The 17,386-nt window shown below is 64.6% G+C and carries 19 protein-coding genes and 1 pseudogene; 11 read left to right on the plus strand and 9 right to left on the minus strand.

Annotated elements, in window-relative coordinates:
• Window positions 1–38: 38 nt before the first annotated feature.
• The 4 genes and pseudogenes from BBK82_RS16265 to BBK82_RS56275 form a co-directional block, all read right to left on the minus strand.
• Window positions 39–491: a hypothetical protein gene (locus BBK82_RS16265; protein WP_065915775.1), complete on the minus strand. Its 453-nt coding sequence runs from the start codon at window positions 489–491 to the stop codon at window positions 39–41.
• Complete coding sequence (gene dusB / locus BBK82_RS16270) at window positions 484–1,614, minus strand: tRNA dihydrouridine synthase DusB (protein WP_065921113.1); 1,131 nt, start codon at window positions 1,612–1,614, stop codon at window positions 484–486. Before dusB ends, BBK82_RS16265 begins: the two co-directional genes overlap by 8 nt.
• 1 nt (window position 1,615) lies before the next feature.
• Window positions 1,616–1,966, minus strand: coding sequence for a hypothetical protein (locus BBK82_RS54120; protein WP_065915776.1), 351 nt, complete (start codon window positions 1,964–1,966; stop codon window positions 1,616–1,618).
• A gap of 16 nt (window positions 1,967–1,982) precedes the next feature.
• Window positions 1,983–2,258, minus strand: a pseudogene (locus BBK82_RS56275) (macro domain-containing protein); the annotation flags it as partial.
• A gap of 24 nt (window positions 2,259–2,282) precedes the next feature.
• On the opposite strand from BBK82_RS56275, the gene BBK82_RS16280 reads away from it, so the two are divergent.
• Both BBK82_RS16280 and BBK82_RS16285 read left to right on the plus strand, forming a co-directional pair.
• Entirely contained in the window at window positions 2,283–2,963 is a 681-nt protein-coding gene (locus tag BBK82_RS16280) for a DUF4241 domain-containing protein (RefSeq protein WP_083267985.1), read from the plus strand.
• A gap of 47 nt (window positions 2,964–3,010) precedes the next feature.
• Entirely contained in the window at window positions 3,011–3,493 is a 483-nt protein-coding gene (locus BBK82_RS16285) for a DUF6328 family protein (RefSeq protein WP_065915777.1), read from the plus strand.
• Here the strand turns inward: BBK82_RS16285 and BBK82_RS16290 are convergent.
• Window positions 3,458–4,159, minus strand: a complete 702-nt coding sequence (locus BBK82_RS16290) for a hypothetical protein (protein WP_065915778.1) — start codon at window positions 4,157–4,159, stop codon at window positions 3,458–3,460. The two genes, BBK82_RS16285 and BBK82_RS16290, sit on opposite strands and share 36 nt — an antisense overlap.
• Window positions 4,160–4,512: 353 nt before the next feature.
• Between BBK82_RS16290 and BBK82_RS16295 the strand changes: the two genes are divergently transcribed.
• A complete protein-coding gene (locus BBK82_RS16295) occupies window positions 4,513–5,961 on the plus strand; it encodes an MDR family MFS transporter (protein WP_065915779.1) in 1,449 nt (482 codons plus the stop codon).
• A gap of 74 nt (window positions 5,962–6,035) precedes the next feature.
• Here BBK82_RS16295 and BBK82_RS16300 read toward each other — a convergent pair whose 3' ends face one another.
• Window positions 6,036–6,476: a nuclear transport factor 2 family protein gene (locus tag BBK82_RS16300; protein ID WP_065915780.1), complete on the minus strand. Its 441-nt coding sequence runs from the start codon at window positions 6,474–6,476 to the stop codon at window positions 6,036–6,038.
• A gap of 1,386 nt (window positions 6,477–7,862) precedes the next feature.
• Here BBK82_RS16300 and BBK82_RS47545 point away from each other — a divergent pair.
• Entirely contained in the window at window positions 7,863–9,470 is a 1,608-nt protein-coding gene (locus BBK82_RS47545) for an RNA-directed DNA polymerase (protein ID WP_170067924.1), read from the plus strand.
• Here the strand turns inward: BBK82_RS47545 and BBK82_RS50255 are convergent.
• Window positions 9,465–10,253 (minus strand): SMODS-associated NUDIX domain-containing protein, encoded by a 789-nt coding sequence (locus BBK82_RS50255; protein ID WP_154697349.1) that lies wholly within the window; start codon window positions 10,251–10,253, stop codon window positions 9,465–9,467. The two genes, BBK82_RS47545 and BBK82_RS50255, sit on opposite strands and share 6 nt — an antisense overlap.
• Window positions 10,254–10,662: 409 nt before the next feature.
• On the opposite strand from BBK82_RS50255, the gene BBK82_RS16305 reads away from it, so the two are divergent.
• The 3 genes from BBK82_RS16305 (at window position 10,663) to BBK82_RS16315 (ending at window position 12,955) form a co-directional block, all read left to right on the plus strand.
• Window positions 10,663–11,286: a hypothetical protein gene (locus BBK82_RS16305; RefSeq protein WP_065921115.1), complete on the plus strand. Its 624-nt coding sequence runs from the start codon at window positions 10,663–10,665 to the stop codon at window positions 11,284–11,286.
• Complete coding sequence (locus BBK82_RS16310; RefSeq protein WP_065915781.1) at window positions 11,283–12,326, plus strand: helix-turn-helix domain-containing protein; 1,044 nt, start codon at window positions 11,283–11,285, stop codon at window positions 12,324–12,326. The genes BBK82_RS16305 and BBK82_RS16310 overlap by 4 nt, the downstream gene beginning before the upstream one ends.
• A gap of 62 nt (window positions 12,327–12,388) precedes the next feature.
• Window positions 12,389–12,955 (plus strand): HD domain-containing protein, encoded by a 567-nt coding sequence (locus BBK82_RS16315; RefSeq protein WP_065915782.1) that lies wholly within the window; start codon window positions 12,389–12,391, stop codon window positions 12,953–12,955.
• Here the strand turns inward: BBK82_RS16315 and BBK82_RS16320 are convergent.
• The gene (locus BBK82_RS16320; protein WP_065915783.1) at window positions 12,940–13,413 is read right to left on the minus strand and encodes an NUDIX hydrolase; all 474 of its coding nucleotides are present in this window, start codon (window positions 13,411–13,413) and stop codon (window positions 12,940–12,942) included. The genes BBK82_RS16315 and BBK82_RS16320 overlap by 16 nt on opposite strands.
• 10 nt (window positions 13,414–13,423) lie before the next feature.
• On the minus strand, window positions 13,424–14,167 hold the full coding sequence (locus tag BBK82_RS16325) for a DUF5919 domain-containing protein (RefSeq protein ID WP_065915784.1): 744 nt from the start codon (window positions 14,165–14,167) through the stop codon (window positions 13,424–13,426).
• A gap of 158 nt (window positions 14,168–14,325) precedes the next feature.
• Between BBK82_RS16325 and BBK82_RS16330 the strand changes: the two genes are divergently transcribed.
• The 4 genes from BBK82_RS16330 (at window position 14,326) to BBK82_RS16355 (ending at window position 17,374) form a co-directional block, all read left to right on the plus strand.
• Window positions 14,326–14,781 carry a hypothetical protein gene (locus BBK82_RS16330; RefSeq protein ID WP_065915785.1) on the plus strand — a complete coding sequence of 152 codons (456 nt, stop codon included), beginning with the start codon at window positions 14,326–14,328 and terminating at the stop codon, window positions 14,779–14,781.
• Between the two features lie 200 nt (window positions 14,782–14,981).
• Window positions 14,982–15,245 (plus strand): hypothetical protein, encoded by a 264-nt coding sequence (locus tag BBK82_RS16340; protein WP_154697350.1) that lies wholly within the window; start codon window positions 14,982–14,984, stop codon window positions 15,243–15,245.
• Window positions 15,232–15,492, plus strand: a complete 261-nt coding sequence (locus BBK82_RS16345) for an AMED_5909 family protein (RefSeq protein ID WP_237048218.1) — start codon at window positions 15,232–15,234, stop codon at window positions 15,490–15,492. Before BBK82_RS16340 ends, BBK82_RS16345 begins: the two co-directional genes overlap by 14 nt.
• Window positions 15,493–15,976: 484 nt before the next feature.
• A complete protein-coding gene (locus BBK82_RS16355) occupies window positions 15,977–17,374 on the plus strand; it encodes an FtsK/SpoIIIE domain-containing protein (RefSeq protein WP_335618092.1) in 1,398 nt (465 codons plus the stop codon).
• Window positions 17,375–17,386: the final 12 nt, after the last annotated feature.

Here is a 17,386-nt window from a genome sequence, read left to right on the forward strand (position 1 = left end):
TGCTCCGATCCAGTGAGCTTGGGAGATCAACAACCCGTTCAGCCACCGAGACAGGGTGCGAACCCGTAGACCTCGTCGTCGAGGAGCACCACGTGCATGGAGCCGATCTGGCTACCGACCACCGCGTCCTCCTGGCGCAGCGTCACCGTCACCGCGACGACGTACACGTCCCCGCGCGGGTGCGACTTCTCGCCAGGGGGTGCCCAGTCGGCGTCCACCCGAAGCGTGGACCAGGTCGGTTCGACCTTGATGGTGGCGCCGCGCATGTCGCAGGTCTTCTGCCGGAAGTCGGGGTGCTGGGTGTCCTTGAGCAGCTTGGTCTGCTCGGACGCGCCTTCGTCGCCCGCCTTGTTGACCCGTTCGTAGTACTCGCGGAACTTCGCCCGGTCGCCGTCGGACAGCGACACCGGCCGCGCCGTGCCCGTGACAGGGCCACCGCAGCCCGCGAGCAGCAGCAGTGAGAAGAGGAGAACCGCCGCGCGCTCAGCCACCGGAGTGCATCACGTCCGCTCCGGCGGGAACGGTGGCGTCCTCGGGGTCGTCCAGCCACCCCTCGGGGAGCACCACCTTGGCCGCGGAACCCTGCCGGCCCCTCGGCCCCTCCGCGTTGGCGGGGAAGGGCACGTCCGCGTCCAGCTGCCCGATGAGGTCGTCCAGCTCCTGCAGGCTCGACACCATCGCGAACGCCCGCCGCGTGTCCCCGCCGACCGGGAACCCGTGCCAGTACCAGGCCATGTGCTTGCGCAGGTCCCGCAACCCCTTGTGCTCACCGTCGTGCGCCGCGAGCAACCGCGCGTGCGTGCGCAACACCTCGGCGACCTCCCCGAGCGTCGGCCCCGGCGGCACCTCCTCACCCCGGAACGCCGCCTGCAGGTCGCGGAACAACCACGGCCGCCCCAGGCACCCGCGCCCGACGACCACGCCGTCGCACCCGGTCCGCGCCACCATGTCCAACGCGTCCTGCGCGCTGAAGATGTCGCCGTTGCCCAGCACCGGAATGCTCGTCACGGCCTCCTTGAGCCGGGCGATCGCACTCCAGTCCGCCTTGCCCGAGTACCGCTGCGACGCCGTGCGCGCGTGCAACGCCACGGCCCGCGCACCCTCGTCCTGGGCGATCCGCCCGGCGTCGAGGTACGTCAGGTGGTCGTCGTCGATGCCGATGCGGAACTTCACCGTCACCGGCATGTCCCCGGCGTTGCGCACCGCGGCCCGCACGATCTGCCGGAACAGCTCCCGCTTGTACGGCAACGCCGCCCCGCCGCCCTTGCGCGTCACCTTGGGCACCGGGCAGCCGAAGTTCATGTCCATGTGGTCCGCGAGGTCCTCGTCCACGATCATCCGCGTGGCCTCGCCGACGTTCTTCGGATCGACGCCGTAGAGCTGCATCGACCGGGGGTTCTCCCCCTCGTCGAACGTGATCATGTGCATGGTCATCGGATCCCGCTCGACCAGCGCGCGGGCCGTGATCATCTCGCAGACGTAGAGCCCGGCCCCGTACTGACGGCACAGCTGCCGGAACGCCACGTTGGTGATCCCGGCCATCGGCGCGAGCACAACGGGCGGGTCGACGGCGTAGGGGCCGATCTTGAGGGTGGGCGCGGACACGGCTCCCAGGTTACGGCACTGACCTGCCCGGATCTTCACTGATCGGAACGGCCGGCGCCTCCAGCAGTGCGGCCTGGGCGCGATGCTGGTCACGTCCGCCGTTCGTCCACTGGTGTTCCTCGTCCGCCGTGCACGCCCACGTCGGCTTGTCCTCCATCTCGAAGCAGTGGCCCAGCGCGATCAACTTCCGCTCCGCCGGCGCGATCTCGCGCTCGCTGTACCCGCCGTGCGCGATCGGCACCGCCCGCGCGCCGCACGTCGGGCACTGCTCGACGACCGGCCTCGCCAGTGCCGTGTTCAGCGCGTCGCACGTGTCCTGGTCGAACGCGACCAGCCGGACCTCCTCGACGGCGTCCCGCATCGCCGTGGTCGCCGCCCTCCCACGCCGGCCCCACCGTGTGGCTCACGTACCGCACCGGCGCCAGGTCGAACGCGGGCATCGCCACCGCCTGCCCCGGTCGGCACGGTGCGAGTGCCGGCGCCGTCACGATCGCGTCGACGTTCTCCCGCGTGATGTCACCCAGAACGACCTCGATCACCCCCATGCCGTGGAGCCTGGCATCGGAATTGCCTGTTGAACCCCCTTTTCCCGAAGTGCGAACAGGTTTTGGTGGTAGTGCCCCGATCGGGTGGCGGACCCCTTCTGCCAACATGCCCCTTGGAAGGGAGACCTGAGCGTGGGGGCGAGTCAGCTGATCAAGACCGGGTTCGAGCTCTTCTTCGAGGAAGGTCCCGTCGGCAGACGGACCGGTGGTGACGAGCAACAGGTCATCAGCGTGCGCGAGGTGGGCTGGCTGGCGATGCCCACCGGCCGGCTCGTGGCCGCCGACCCGTTCGTGCTGTGGCCGGAGGACGCGGAGCCGTTCACCGCGACGTTCGAGCCGGGCAAGTACCCGGTCACGGTCTCCCTGGTCTCCTGGCTCGACCGCGACGGCTTCCCCGACGTGCGCCAGGGCTACCGGGTCGCCGCGGCCAAGCTGACCGTGCGCGACGAGCCGGCCTACGTGTGGGAGCCGGCCCTGGTGCCCGGCGAGCACGTGGCGCCGATGCTGCCCGGCCAGAGGTTCGGCTACGGCGTCGAGTCGAGCACCGGCGCGTTCTTCGACCTCTCCGCGGCGCCCGCCGTCGACCGGCTCGCCGGTGACGACCTGTCCGGCGACTGCGCGCTGATCGACGCGCTGAGCGCGGTCGGCGGTGGCCGCGGACCTGCGAACGTCACCGACGTCGAGTCCGGGCTGAACGTGGTGGCGTTCTCGACCGGCTGGGGCGACGGCGTCTACCCGACGTGGGTCGGCCGCAACCCGTCCGGCGACCCGGTGGCGTTCGTGACCGACTTCTTCGTCATCAACCGCTTCTAGCCCGTTCGCCAGGTTTCGACTACTCCACATGGGGTACGCGGTGGTGCGTGAGCGAAGCCGAGGACTCCGAGCAACACAGGCTCGCGCGCAACCTCAACGAGCTCATGCAGGAGCTCCGCGTCGCGCAGGCCAGCGTGCAGATCCTGTTCGGCTTCCTGCTCTCCATCGCGTTCACCGAGAAGTACGCGAGCGTCGGTGCGTACATCCGGGTGACTCACCTGGTCACCATCCTCTGCGCCGCCGTCGCCGTCGCGTTCCTGACCGCCCCCGCCGCCTGGCACCGCGTGCTGTTCCGGCAGGGCCGCCGCGAGGACGTGGTCGGTTCCGGCAACACGTTCGCGCTGGTCGGTCTCGCCTTCCTCGCGCTGGCCATGACCGGCACCGTGCTGCTGGTCGCCGAGATGGTCATCGGCGGGTGGCCCGCGATCGCCGTGGGTGTGCTGGGGTTCTTCATCTTCGCCGGCCTGTGGTTCGCCTGGCCGTCGGCCAGGCGCTCAGCCGAGGGTGCTGACGAAGGCGAGCGCGCCTAGGCCCGCCGCGACCGGTGCCGCCAGCACCAGCGCCCGCCTGCCCAGCCGCGGCATCTCGCGCAGCACCCTGATCCCCAGCGGGACCAGCGCGACGCACAACCCGGCCGTGCCCACGACCGACAGCACCTCCGCGCCCTTCAGCACGCCCAGCGGCAACAGGCCCGTCGTCGCCAGCGCCACCGCGCGGACCGGCCCGAGCACACCGCCCAGGTACGCCCCGATCGCGAGCACGTACCAGCCGAACATGATCGTGAAGGACAGGTAGCTGAACAGGTGCAGGTCGCCGTACCCGTCCGCGACCAGCTTCGTCGCCTCCTCGACGCCGCGGTGCCTGACCGCGGAGAACGCCGCGTGGTCGACGCCGGCGTGGAACGTCCGCGCGAACAGCCCGACCGTCACCAGCACCCCGCCCCACGCCGCCCACATCGGCCTCTTGGGCGCGATCCGCCGCGCGACCTCGGCGACGGCGGGCCACATCACGACGTGGCCGGCCAGGAACGCCGTGTACGCCGCCGTCAGCAGCGCCGGGTGGTCCGCGGCGGCCTTGAGCTGGTCGGGGAAGAAGTAGTGGAACTGCACCCGCAACAGCGTGCCGGCCAGCAACAACACCGGCCCGAGCACCAGCGCCACACCCGCCACCCACCCGTTCGGGAACCTGTTCGTCATGGTCGGGAACGCTTCCAGCGCGGCACCGCCACCGGATCGGCCCGCGGTCCGACCTCCCGCCTCGGACCACGGTCCGAGGCCCGCTGACAGACGTGGCCGCGTGGTCGTGACGGTCGTCTCAAGATTTTTCGTGGAACGTGTCGATTCGCAGCGTGGACGTTCGACGTCCGGGTAGACGGACGAGGGACCTGATCCGCCGAGGGCGGAATTCGGGTGAGACGAACGCGGCGATGCGGAACACTCGGACCCACCGATGACTTCTGCCAGATCCGCCGGTCTCAACCGGCATCGACGACGATGCCGGCGGCCTTGGCCGCACCGCGACTGTGCCAGCTACCTAGTGAGGGCCTGACATGCCTGCTGCGATCCAAGACCGCCCGACCGCGCAAAAGGGCCGAACACCCCTGGTGGTGCGCCTGCTGGTGCTGGCGACGTTCGTGGTGATCCTCAACGAGACGCTGATGATCAACGCGATCCCGCGCCTGATGGAGTCGCTGCACGTGAGCGAACAGGCCGCGCAGTGGGTCTCCACCGCGTTCATGCTCACCATGGCCGCCGTCATCCCGATCACCGGCTGGTTCCTGCAGCGCGTCACCACCCGCCAGGGCTACCTGATCGCAATGAGCGTGTTCATGGCCGGCACCGCCATCTCCGCCGCCGCGCCGACGTTCACCGTGCTGCTGGCCGGCCGCATCGTCCAGGCCGCCGGCACCGCCGTGATGATGCCGCTGCTGATGACCACGCTGATGACCGTCGTCCCCGAACAGGACCGCGGCCGCGTGATGGGCAACGTGACCCTCGCGATCTCCGTGGCACCCGCCATGGGCCCCGCGGTCTCCGGCCTGATCCTGCAACTCGGCTCGTGGCGCCTGCTGTTCGTCGCCGTCCTGCCCATCGCCGGCGCCGTCACCTACTTCGGCCTGCGCCAGCTCACCAACATCGGCGAGCCCAAGGTCAGCACGATCGACTGGCTCAGCGCAGCCCTCGCCGCCCTCGGCTTCGGCGGCCTCGTCTACGGCCTCAGCCTCTTCGGCGAGGGCACCGACCACCTCGGCCCAACCATCGGCATCGTCGTCGCCGGCGCCGCCACCATCGCGTTCTTCGTCGTCCGCCAGCTGAGGTTGCAACGCACCGGCGCCCCGCTGATGGACCTCCGCGCGTTGCGCCACCGCACGTTCGCCCTGTCGCTGACCCTCATGTGCATCGCGTTCATGGCGTTGATGGGCTCGATGATGCTGCTGACGCTGTACCTGCAGAACCTGCGCAGCCTCTCCCCGTTGGAGACGGGCCTGCTCCTGATGCCGGGCGGCCTCGCCATGGGCCTCCTCGGCCCCACCGTCGGCAAGCTCTACGACCGCCTCGGCGCCCGCCCCCTCATCATCCCGGGCTCCATCGCCATCGTGCTGTCCCTCGCCGGCTACACCCAGGTCTCCACCACCATGCCGTTCTGGCAGGTCCTGGCCCTGCACGCCCTCCTGATGATCGCACTGGCAGCCACCTTCACCCCCATCTTCACCCTGGGCATGGGCGCCCTCCCGGCAGACATGTACCCGCACGGCAGCTCAATCCTCGGCACCCTCCAACAAGTCGCCGCCGCCCTGGGCACCGCCCTGGTCGTCACCGTGATGTCCGCCCGCTCCAGCTCCCTGGTCGCCGAGGGCGCTCTTCTCCCCGCCGCCCAACTGAGCGGCATGAGGTTGGCCTTCGTCGTGGCCACCGCCCTGGCCGTGGCCACCATCGTGGTGGCCTTCCTGCTGCCCAACCGCACCGCGTCCGCCGAGGGCGCCGTGGGCCACCACTGACCCTTCGTCCACGGCCGAGGCTGCACCCGTTCCGCGGGCGCACCTCGGCCGTTCTCGTTGCCCAGCAGCCTCTCTCAGCCCGTCCGGGCCGGCACGGACGTCTCCCCCAAGATCATGCGCTGCGCCCGCGCCGTGTCCATGTACTCGCGAACCCGGTGGACGAGCCCGTCCCGAAGCTCGAAGACCAGGCAGTAGTCGTTGGCGTACTGGTTCCCGTTGGCCAGAACCGCGGTCATGGTCTCCTCCACGACCACCCGCTCCCCATCAACGTGAAAGCCGCGAAAGGCAACCGCCACGTCGCTCACGAACAACCGCGGAAAGTCCACCACGAGAAAACGCGTGATCGCCTCCCTGCCAACCATGTGACTCGGCACATCCAACGCAACCGCCGTGGCGTTCCCGGCCGGCGCGATCCACTCGGCGTCCTCGGTGAAGACCGCGGCAACCCGGTCGGCATCGCGACTGGCGAAGGCCTTCCACGCGGCTTGGACGATGGCACCACTGTTGTGCGACATCCCTCGACCCTAGGCAGGCGGCGACGGATCGGACTGGCGGTTTTCGGCCATGCTGACCACCCACGTACCCGAACGCGAGCCGCTGACGCTGAGTGGAAGCCCACCCGGCTCCTCGCGATCGCGGACCGAGCGAGGCGGGCATGCGATCCGCGAGGGCGCACAGCGCCCAAGCCTGCGGGGGTCTGGAGGTCGCCCCCAGAAGACACGACGGGCGACGCGGTCCGCGCTTTCCGCGGACACACGTCGCCCAAGGCCGTGGGCCGCCAGGGACTCGAACCCTGAACCCGAAGAGTAAGAGCACTCGCTTGGCGTTGTTCGCCGATCTTCCTCGACAGTGCTCACTACCTGCGCGGATGCCGTCTTGATCTGAGCACTGTGGACAGTCGCTTCTCGACGTCTGTCGTCGTTTTGTGAGGGTTAAGTGTGGGTTGATCTTTGTCTCTTGGACCCGCCCATACCCATGCCACCATCCCGACACTGAGCCTCGAACACGGCCGGTGGCGCTTGTTCCAGCTTTGGCGCGGCGCTGCCGGCCATTGCCGTGTGGGCGATGCTGTAGCTGAGTGAGGTGCCGGGTTCCAGCGGCGACTATTCAGGGCACCGAACGTGTGCCACGCGTGCGGGTATCAACCTGCCGCCTCTTACTACCGCTGGTTTGGCCATAGCCTCGGGTGCCCCGGCGACACCTGTTGAGTCGATGGTCAGAGGCTGCCAGCTACGGGCCTCTTCGAGCAACTGGCTTCCGCGGGGCTGAGACGCCAGGAGCTGCGGGCCACATGGTTCGGTGGCAAGGCGGCGCAGCCGTCGCGGCAGTCGAGCGCCGTGCACAGCCGCCTGTGGTGACCGCGCTGGCGCTCGTCGGGAGTCGGGACGAATCGGGGCTCGGATCGTGTAAGCCGTCAGCTGGCGACCGAGGTCCGGCGCGCAGCGCCGCCCGGCCGACCGGCGGAGCGAAGCGGATGCCGGGAGTGCCGGGATGGATGTTGGCGCAGCGCCAGACCGCACGCGCCGCCAGCGGCGGCGCCTTGATCCTGTAGAGCCGAGTTCGGCAAGTGAGCTTGCGTCGCTCGCACAACTGGGGACGGACCTCCGAGCATGCGTACTAGGTGCGTGGCAGTGTTGCTAACGACGTGGCCTGGCTAGTCGACAGTAGTGTCGACAGGGTCTTGCCGTAAGCGCTTCGTGGCTATGCTCAACGACCGTGAGAGTGAGGCAACGGATGTATGGATTCGTCCTCACCTGCGAGGTGAGAGCAACACCAGTTGCAGATATGTTCACTAGGGCTAAGCATGCCGGGAGTGACTCTTGAGGACCCTGTCCGTCCCGCAGTGCGCGCTACTTTTGGGCGTGTCGTCGGCGAGAGTGCGGCACTGGTGTGAATCGGAAGTGATTCCTGCTGTCAAGTTTGGCGATGATTGGGTAATTCAAGACGAGCGCATTGAACAATTTGGCAGAATCGAGAACCTGGAAACATTCGATCAGGATCTGCCGCTGAATTTCTCAAAAGCGCTATCGCAAATGGCTTCGCTGGACTTTACGGAAGAGTGGATACCGGACATCCTGAGGCATGAAGACCTCTTGATGGAGCGCGAACGCCTTCTTTCTCGTGTTGAGGATCGGTACAGCCTAGGTATCACAAACGCTGCCACTGACGTAGAGATTCCGAAAACTTCTTTCTTTGCTAGGGCAGGGCAGCTGCTGAGCCTACACGATCGGATCGCTTATCATGCGACCGTAGAGACTTTCGCTCAACGTATCGACACCTATCTTCCCGGTGTGGTTTTTTCTGCTCGTCTGGCACCGGAAGGATCCCGCAGGCTTCTTCATAATGGAGTAAAGCAGTGGCGGCGCTGGACACGATATGTGCGGGAGTCGGTAAAGGCGGAAAACCCCTGGCTGATGAAGACGGATCTTGCGGCGTATTTCGACTGTATTCGTCACGATATTTTGCTGCGAGAGCTGGGTACGCTAGGGGTTTCTAAAGAGACCCTAGAAAAGCTTGCCGGCCTGCTTCAAGCTTGGAGCCACTCCCCTGGTCAGGGGATACCTCAGGGGCCCGATGTGTCGAGGTTGCTTGGAAATTTCTATCTATCGTCGATCGACAAGATGATGTTGAATGAAGGATTCAAATACTCGCGATACATGGATGACATACGCATTGTAGGATCGACCAAATCCGAAGTCGTCCATGCAATCCGACGGTTTGGTCTGGAATGTCGTAAGCGCGGATTGATTGTCAGTGCATCAAAGACAAAAATTCTTCATGGCAAGGAAGCAAGGGAAGTTGACCTAGACGCTGCGCGCGACCTGGCGCAGTATTACATGGATGCGAGAAAGGCGGCGCAGGCAAAAAAGATTCTGCGCGAGATACTAGGCGACGCACTGAAGGATGATCATGAGATCGGAGTGCGCGCGGTACGCTTTAGCTTGAGAAGATTGGGGCAGCTCAGAGAGGAAGACGTATGTAAGCAAGTGCTGGACAGACTGGATGACTTGGCTCCCGTAGCGCCAGTCGTGGGTGACTTCTTGGGTGCATATATAAGCCGTCCGTTTGTCCAGGACGCTTTGAGTGCGTACTTGGTGGATGAGTCCCAGGTTCAAGACGACTACTTGGTGGCGTTTTTGTATGCGGCAATGCTGGAGCACCCCGGCTTGCTTCCGAAGGCTTGGGCCGACCACGCGCGCAAAACGATGCAGGACAGAAACCTGCCCGACCATCTCAGGGTGATCGCGGCGAATGTGGTAGCGCTTAAACGTGAAGCAGTTGACATCAGCTGGATTCAGAACCAGGCGCGACGTGAGGCGAGCGAAGGTCTGCTGCGCGGCTATGCTGTGGCGCTTAGGCGCGCTGGCACGTTGGACGCGACGATATCGACAGTTTTGTCGAGTCGTTCTGACGGGCTTGCTCGGACAATCCGGTATTTGCACTCGATAAGTAATCTTCCTTCGATCGTTCGAGGTTATACGAGAGTCGGAGCGCATGCGCAGTTATAGAAACCACTGTGCGGTAGGAGCGATGGTAAGAGCATGGGCTTCGCCGGAGACGGCGCCGCGGCGCTTGATCCGTTCCGCGTCTACGCAAATGAACTTGCTATCCTGATTCTCACCGAGCTTCATAATCTCTGCACGCTGCGCGTCGGTGCAAACTATATCGAAAATATCAGCGATGATCAGCTCGTAAGCTTGCGCATGCTCGCTAAATCGAATTTTATTTACGTGTTGCTTCACGTAATCGAAGCGCACGTCCAAAAAATCTTGGGCCTTAAGTGGCCCCTCGGAGAGCAGTTCCTCGCTGAACTCTCTAAATGCACCTACTTCGCGATTTTTTCCACTCTTGAACCAGTTCAGGAAGGTTAGAAGGTTCTTTCCGGGAACCCTGATTCGCAGGTCGTCTGAGCTGACTGAATCGATCGGAATGAGGCTGTCTGCGCGTACGCTCAGCTTGTTGAGATTATCCATTGCGCTCTTGTTGAACTTGTAGACTCCGCCAACTGGCTGATATTGGTCAGGGTATCGCTTCCCTTGGATTAGTAGGTACTTTCCTTGTTGCTCGATGCGGATGAGGTATGACAGCGACACGCGTACTTCTTGCTTGCGTAGCCTGAAGCAATCGTATAGAAGTCGAAAGTTGTATGGATGGTTGGCAATCATGTCGATCAAGGGTATAAGCAGTGCTGTTGCGATTCCGGTAAATAGACCCACCTTGATGGGCTCGCGCACCCAGATGAGAGCGACCGCCGAAGCTATGGCGAGGATTAGATAAGCTGCGATTCTCACGATCCATATTTTCTGTGTAGTTGAATATAGCGGATGACGCTGATTGTAATTCAACAATAAGGGCAGCTGGGTCTAAGTGGTCTTTGATCCTTGTGTTCGGTAGTTAATGCATGGCGTGGGCATTCGAGTCCTCAATGCTTCGAATTTTCATGGCGGAAAGTGATGCATTTGGCGCTTGGTGTCGTGACGGGTCAGTGCGACTTCTGATGGCTGCACCGGCAAGGCGAACAGGTCGCAAGCGATCAGCATGTGCCTCCTGTCTTCCGGCTCGTAGTTGAGGAGCGACAGACTAGACGCGAGGCGGTCGTTGTGGCCTCGTTTAGGTCGAACCGAGCCCAGGGAGCCGTCGTGGCGACACGCGGGACGCACCCACTTCCCGGTCGGCATGCTGACCGGTATATTTTCGGCCATGAAGTCGCATCCGTCAGCGGAGGACGTAGTCGGGGACCTGGGGGACAAGGTCGCCGAGGGGTTCGCGCGTGGAGTGGCGCTAACCCGAGATGATCTGGCGGAGTACCGTCGTCTGGCGCCGGGCTTTGCGGGTCAGGCGAGTGAGCGTGGCCTCGCCAACTGGATCCATGATCGACTTTGGTACAACCTCGGTGTCTACCTCGACGGGCTCGACGAGGTGCACTTCCATGATCAAGAGCCGCATCGCGAACTTCGCATCGGACTGCGCTACCGCTTCCGGGTGAAGCGTCACACTGAGACAGGTGGTGTGAGTACCTACCCGACGCAGACTGCAATGGACTTCCTTCAGCAAGTCCCGGTGCAGGAGCCGTTTGATGGGTTCGACGAGATCTGTCTCATCGTCGGGTACGTCTGGGACTCCGAAGCTCGTAGCATTGGCCCTGCGGTGATCTCGCTTCGTGAAGATCGTGACAAGGTCATCTGGGTGCACGAACTGCCTGAGCCTCCTCAGACTGGAGCGCTGCCGGTCAGTCCGCTGCCGCCTCAGATCGACCCCAAGCCGCCTGTCGTGGCTGTCGAGTCCGACGATGCGAACGAGGAAGCTGGGAATGAAGGAGCATGAGGGACTTTGGCGAGGTGCTCTCTACGGCACGTCGTGCGAGCGGCTTGACGCAAGAGGAACTGGCGGAGCTGGCGGAGGTCACGCAGGCGACACTGTCACGGTATGAAAATGATCAACGTGCGCCTGATGATGATGTGTTGGAGCGGCTGGCGCGCGCACTTGGCGTGACTGCGGACCTCTTCCGCGCTGCTGGTCGTGTGCACGGTGGCCTGGCCGTAGATGCCCACATGCGACGACGTCAGTCAGCCAAGCCGACTGTTTGGCGTCAGCTTGAGGCACAGTTGAACATGTATCGACTTCATGCGCGACTGGTCTGTGAAGAGGTCTCAATCCGTGCTGAGCAAAGTATTCCGCGGTTGGACCTGTTCGAGACCACGCCGGAAGCTGCGGCCCGGATTGTCCGGATGCAGTGGCGCATGCCGGTTGGGCCTGTTCGCGGTCTCGTTCGTTGGATGGAGGCAGCCGGCTGCATCATCATCGAAGAAGACTTCGGGACAGCTCGTGTGGATGGCTTGTCTCAGTGGATAGATGACTATCCGGTCGTCATGATCAACATGCGAGCGCCAACGGATCGCAAGCGACTGACGCTAGCGCACGAGCTGGGACACCTCGTTCTTCACTCCGAGGACGTGTCGGCGGAGATCGAAGATGAGGCGAACCGCTTCGCTGGCGAGTTCCTGATGCCGACGGAGATGGTGCGACCGCAGATGAGGACTCTGAACCTTGGGCGCTTGCACGATCTGAAGCGCGAGTGGGGTACCTCGATGCAAGCCCTCATCGAACGAGCTAACCACTTGAATCTGATCACGGCGTCGCAGCGGACGAATCTCTATAAGTCCCTGAGCGCCAAAGGTTGGCGTACCAGTGAGCCGCTCAGCGACGAGCTCCTTCCCGAGGTGCCGTCACTTACGCGCGCTATCGGAGACGCAATGGCTTCGAAGGGTTTCAGTGCTGCCGAGATCGATCGGATTGCGGGGTTCGATCCAGCTGTGACCGATCATCCGTTCAGGCCTCAGCGCACACGGTTGCAGTTGGTTTGAGTGACCTCGGGGCAGTAGTACGTGAGACTGCTGCCCCTTGAAGTTCTGCGTAGGGTTGCACCGTGGATCTCGTTTCCTGGGCTACTCATGCGGTCGATGATGCGCTGGCAGAGTCGCTGCCTCGCAGGTTTGCTCACGTCCTAGGCGTAGGCGCCAGAGCGCAGCTCGCGGCACCGCTGTTTGATTCGCAGGACCAGGACGTACTGGTGGCAGCTGCGCTGCTCCATGACATCGGTTACGCGCCACATCTAGCGCACACTGGGTTTCATCCGTTGGACGGTGCGCAGTTCCTGACGGGGTCGTCTGTGGACGTTCGACTGTGTGCGCTAGTGGCACATCACTCATGCGCATATCTGGAAGCGGAGCTGAGAGGGTTGTCGGCTCAGCTTGCAAAGTGGGTCGACGAGTGTACGGCGCTCCGTGATGCCCTCTGGTGGGCTGATATGACCACAACGCCTGATGGTGAGCCCACGAACGTGCTCGATCGAATCGGCGAGATCGAGAAGCGCTACGGTCCGGAGGATCTGGTGACCTTCTTCATCCGGCAGGCCAAGCCCGAGTTGGTTGGCGCGGTCGAGCGCACGGAGGAACGGCTGCGCGCTGCGGGAGTTGACTACACCGCGAAGTAGGGCGTCGTTCGATCCTCGAACCCGTGCTCGATCCGAAGCCGGATGGACGGGTGGATGTTGAGTGCGTCGAGGTCTCCGCGGCTGACCCAGTGAACTTCGCTGGACTCGTCGCTGGTACGCAGCTCGCCACCGACCAGCCGTGCCCGGAAGCAGATGGAGAACTGCTGCCGCACCTCGCCGTCCGTGTACGCGATGACATGCGCGGGGTCTGAGTACACGCCGATGATGCCGACGGGCTCGACGTCGACCCCGGTCTCTTCCTTGACCTCGCGGATGACGGTGTGGCCGATGGTCTCACCGACATCCTGTGCCCCGCCGGGGATCGAGTACAGGTCGTTGTCGGTCCGCCGGATCATCAACAGCCGGCCTTGCTCGTCCTGCACGAACGCCGTCACCGCCACGACGATGTTGGTCGCCTTCGGGGCGTTCGGGTCGTTGTAGTGATCAATGCGAGCCATGCCTACCTGCCTACCACTTCGGCGGCTTCGCGCCATCCCAGACGCCCTGGAAGCTCTCGGCGTACGTCTCGAAGAGGTCGCCTCCGGACAACCGCCGCAGGTGCAGGACCGGCGCGTGAGCTGCCATGAAGCCGTGCAGGTGCGTGTTCACGAGCATCTCGTCGTCGAAGCGGTAGATCGAGTTGTAGAGCGTCGTGCCGTGAAGTCGGATCTCCACACCAGGCACCTCGGCCAGCGGCTTGTAGATGGCCAGAGCGTTCCGGATCTTCGCGCCAAGCGTGGTCTTGCCGATGCCCTCTTCCTCGCTGCGGCGTGCGACCTCGCGGCTTGCCGGGTCTCCGAGCAGCAACCGGATCCGAACGCCGTTCTCTGCCTTCTGGCGCAGCGTCTTGATCAGGGCTGGATTGTCCACGAGGAACATGCCGGCGTAGACCAGGATCGAGATGCTGATCTTCGACTGCTCGATCAGGTGTCCCCAGATGTCCTGCGGCACGGCGTGGCGGTGCGCGTAGACCTGGACGACCTCGGACTCGTTGATCTCTTTCTTCTTCTCCGGCGCGACCGCGTCCGGCCAGAGGTAGGTCTCCGTCTCGCGAACCATCGCCGCGATGGCGTGCCGGTGGCGCGGGTACGGCGTCCGATCCTGCGTGATCCACCGTTCGACGGTCTTCGGGTCCACGCCGGTTGCCTTGGCGACTTCATCGAAGCCCAAAGTGTTGCGTAGCAACGCATCCCGCAAGCGTTGGTTCGGCATGATCTACCCTCCGTACAACTAGGGACGACTTCAATGTAGCCGAGACGTCTGTAGTTGTCCTGATGTGTGGTGTTGACGTCCTGCCGATTCGTCGAAAGTCGTAGGTGTCGAAACGTCGGGGACCAGCCTCGACCGGCACGAACGACAGGAGAACGACGATGGCGATCACAGGTGGGAGCAGGCTCCCGGCGGGTCACGACTTCGTGTTCCCGAGGGGCGCGCTCGTGATGAGCGTTGAGCCGGTGCTCAAGTTCCAGTCGGCGGAGGACCGCGCCAAGGGGCTCCCCGCCGAGCAGGAAGTCGACAAGGACAACGGGCAGCTCGTGTGGTCTGTCCTCGTCATCGACCAGGCGGCGGAGCGCAAGACGGATGCGGCGGTCACGGTCAAGATCTCCGCACCTCACCGGCCCGTCCCGCCTGAGGCGATCCCCGGTACGGACATCCGGCCCGCCGTGTTCGAAGGGCTGACTGTCACGCCGTGGATCGATGACAAGGGCTGCCGTGGTGGCCACGTCGGTGAGCGTCACCGCTGCCGGGCGAAGCTGGGCTACAGCCTGCGCGCCACGGGCATGAAGGCGGCCGTCGCGGCCAAGCCCGCACCCAAGGCGGCGTGATCCGTGGCCGACTTGATGCGCCTGCACCTGACGGCGAACCTGCCGATTCGGGTGGAACCGCTTGTCTTCGCTGGACGGGTTGAGTTCCGGTTGGGCAACGCGTTTCCGGCCGTCCTGGTGGTCGACGCGGAGGCACTGCCTCGCCTTGCTGAGGCTGTCGCTGAGGGACAGACCGCTCTCGATGCGGCGCGGGGTGGTCAATGATGGGGTTCAACGCCACCTGTACGCCCGGCCAAGACGCGGGCGCGGCCATGATCCGGGTGACGCCCGATGTTCCGGCGCTGGCTATCTACCTCGACCCGGTCAACATCGCGATCCAGCTCCCGCCCTTCCCTGGTGGTTCGGACGTGCTGATGCGGTTCTGTCGGGAGTTGTCGCGGGAGGCGGCCAAGCTGGCTGACCACCTGGGCAACCAGGAGGGGCGTCACGCGCTCGCGGAGGAGGCTCCTGATGTCCGCGGTTAACGCCATGCACTGGGGCCTGGCGGAACAGGCTCGGACGCTGAGCGAGGCGCACGACGTCTTGAGCAAGCTCCTGCCCAAACCGAAGTCCGCACCCGAGGTGCTGAGGGACTACTACCTCCGCTCGGCCGCCATCTACGCACGCGTCGCTGAGACCGATCGCAGCCACCACCACGAAGCCATGTACTGGGCGAACCGTGAGCGCGAGAAGGGAGAGGCGATCAAGGTCACCAAGACGGCGAAGAAGTAAGCAGAAGTCCTTATTGGACAAAGCGCGTGACTCTGCTGGGTCACGTGGCGATGCCGCACGTCTTGTTGCGGTGCAAAGAGAACGTGAGACGCAGGAGCGGAAACCGGCTACCAACCTTGCCGCTCCTGCGTTGTCCACCCAACTCGGGAGTGAACAAGATGAGCGTAGAGCCTGAGCGCATTCGTGCGCTAGACGGGGATCAAGTGATCTCCACCAGGCAGACCGTTTCCACCTACGCCGTGATGCTCGACGGCGGCTCGCTGGAGACGATGGAACTCACGGCGGCACAGGCTCGGGGCTTCGAATGCCTGACCTGTCGGGCGCAGCACACCGCCGCTTCGGGAGCGTTCCAGCCTGTTGGGCGCATCCCGAGTGTGGGCAGCGTCTTCCAGTGCCTCAAGTGCGCTGGCGGTGTGCGATGAAGGGCAATCCATGGGTGGACCCCGCACCGTTTGAAGGTGCGCGTCCACGGGTCCCGTGGTGGGTGTGGCTTCCTGGCTGGATCAAGCTTCTGCTCGCGCCGGTCGCGCTGATCTGGCTCGCCGGCCGACTGGCCGTGAAGCTCGTCCTGGTGACGGGCCGGTACCCGGTCGCGGTCACGGCCTGTCTCGGCGGCTACATCGGCTATCGCCAGTTCGGGCTGTCGCCGCTGGTCCTGGCGCTGCTGTCGCTCGTGTGTGCCTTGACGGTCTGGTACGGCCTCGATCGCGGCTCGTTCCTGCGGTTCGGCTGGTACCGCGTCCTGACCGAGTGGCGGCGGCTCACGGTCTATGTGCCGCACTGGCGCACGGTGATGCGGCTGGCTGAGCTGGCCAAGGACAGTCGAGGCAGGGAGTACCGGCCGAAGCTGCGGCGTGTCCGGTCGGAGGGGTGGCGGGACAAGGTCCGGGTTCGCATGATCCCGGCTCAGTCTCCGGAGCAGTGGGAAGCGCGACGGGACAACCTGGCGCACTCCTTCAACGCACGGTCTTGTCGGGTGCGGGTGCTGCGGCCGAGCGTGCTTGAGCTCGACTTCATCCACTCCGATCCGCTGTCTCGTCCGGTCGCGGTGCCGCAACTCGCAGCCGTCGGGGACGTCGACCTCAAGCGCGTCGTCGTGGGCCGTACCGAGACCGGTAAGCCCTGGCGGTTGCGGCTGCTCGGCTCTCAGGTGCTCGTGGTCGGCGTGCCTGGTGCGGGCAAGGGCTCGGTGCTCTGGTCGATCGTCTGGCAGCTTGCCCCGGCCATCAAGGCTGGCATGGTCCGGCTCGTTGGAATCGACCCCAAGGGTGGCATGGAACTGGGGCAGTGTCCGGACGCGTTCGAGAAGGTGATCTACGACAACGGGCCGGAAGCCGTTGCCCTGCTTGAAGAAATCGCCGCAGAGGTCAAGGAACGTGCGGCGCGGTACCGGGGCATCCGGCGCTTGTGGGCACGCGGCACAGGTGAGCCGTTCACGGTCCTGATCGTGGATGAGCTAGCGGACCTGATCGCGTACCAGCCCGACCGGAACCTCCGCGAACGCGCTACGCGTGCCGTCCAGACGATCACCTCGCAGGGACGTGCTCCTGGCTACGCCGTGGTCGGCCTGGTCCAGGACCCGCGCAAGGAGGTCGTCTCCTTCCGGCACCTGTTCACCACCCGAGTTGCCCTGCGGCTCGATGAGCCGGTTCAGGTCGACATGGTGCTTGGGGATGGCGTTCGGCAACGGGGCGCGGCTGCTCACGAGATCAGCGAGAACACGCCCGGTGTTGCCTGGCTCAAGGAGGACGGGCAGCGCGAACCGGAACGCGCGAGGGCCTTCCACGTCACGGACGCGGACCTGGTCGAGCTGGGCGTCTATCTCGCCCCGGCCACCGTGCACGAGTTCCCAACCAGCGGTGAAGGGAGGGCGGCGGCGTGACCGAGTACCTGA

The organism is Lentzea guizhouensis (assembly GCF_001701025.1).
GTDB classification, from domain to species: domain Bacteria; phylum Actinomycetota; class Actinomycetes; order Mycobacteriales; family Pseudonocardiaceae; genus Lentzea; species Lentzea guizhouensis.

What these genes read in the sequence shown, in the direction of transcription:
- BBK82_RS16310 (WP_065915781.1), top strand. Translation starts at nt 11,283, where the DNA reads ATGAGGGACTTTGGCGAGGTGCTCTCTACGGCACGTCGTGCGAGCGGC.
- BBK82_RS16305 (WP_065921115.1), top strand. Translation starts at nt 10,663, where the DNA reads ATGAAGTCGCATCCGTCAGCGGAGGACGTAGTCGGGGACCTGGGGGAC.
- BBK82_RS16340 (WP_154697350.1), top strand. Translation starts at nt 14,982, where the DNA reads ATGATGGGGTTCAACGCCACCTGTACGCCCGGCCAAGACGCGGGCGCG.
- BBK82_RS16295 (WP_065915779.1), top strand. Translation starts at nt 4,513, where the DNA reads ATGCCTGCTGCGATCCAAGACCGCCCGACCGCGCAAAAGGGCCGAACA.
- BBK82_RS16325 (WP_065915784.1), bottom strand. Translation starts at nt 14,167, where the DNA reads ATGCCGAACCAACGCTTGCGGGATGCGTTGCTACGCAACACTTTGGGC.
- BBK82_RS16290 (WP_065915778.1), bottom strand. Translation starts at nt 4,159, where the DNA reads ATGACGAACAGGTTCCCGAACGGGTGGGTGGCGGGTGTGGCGCTGGTG.
- BBK82_RS54120 (WP_065915776.1), bottom strand. Translation starts at nt 1,966, where the DNA reads ATGCGGGACGCCGTCGAGGAGGTCCGGCTGGTCGCGTTCGACCAGGAC.
- BBK82_RS16330 (WP_065915785.1), top strand. Translation starts at nt 14,326, where the DNA reads ATGGCGATCACAGGTGGGAGCAGGCTCCCGGCGGGTCACGACTTCGTG.
- BBK82_RS16300 (WP_065915780.1), bottom strand. Translation starts at nt 6,476, where the DNA reads ATGTCGCACAACAGTGGTGCCATCGTCCAAGCCGCGTGGAAGGCCTTC.
- BBK82_RS16320 (WP_065915783.1), bottom strand. Translation starts at nt 13,413, where the DNA reads ATGGCTCGCATTGATCACTACAACGACCCGAACGCCCCGAAGGCGACC.
- BBK82_RS16345 (WP_237048218.1), top strand. Translation starts at nt 15,232, where the DNA reads ATGTCCGCGGTTAACGCCATGCACTGGGGCCTGGCGGAACAGGCTCGG.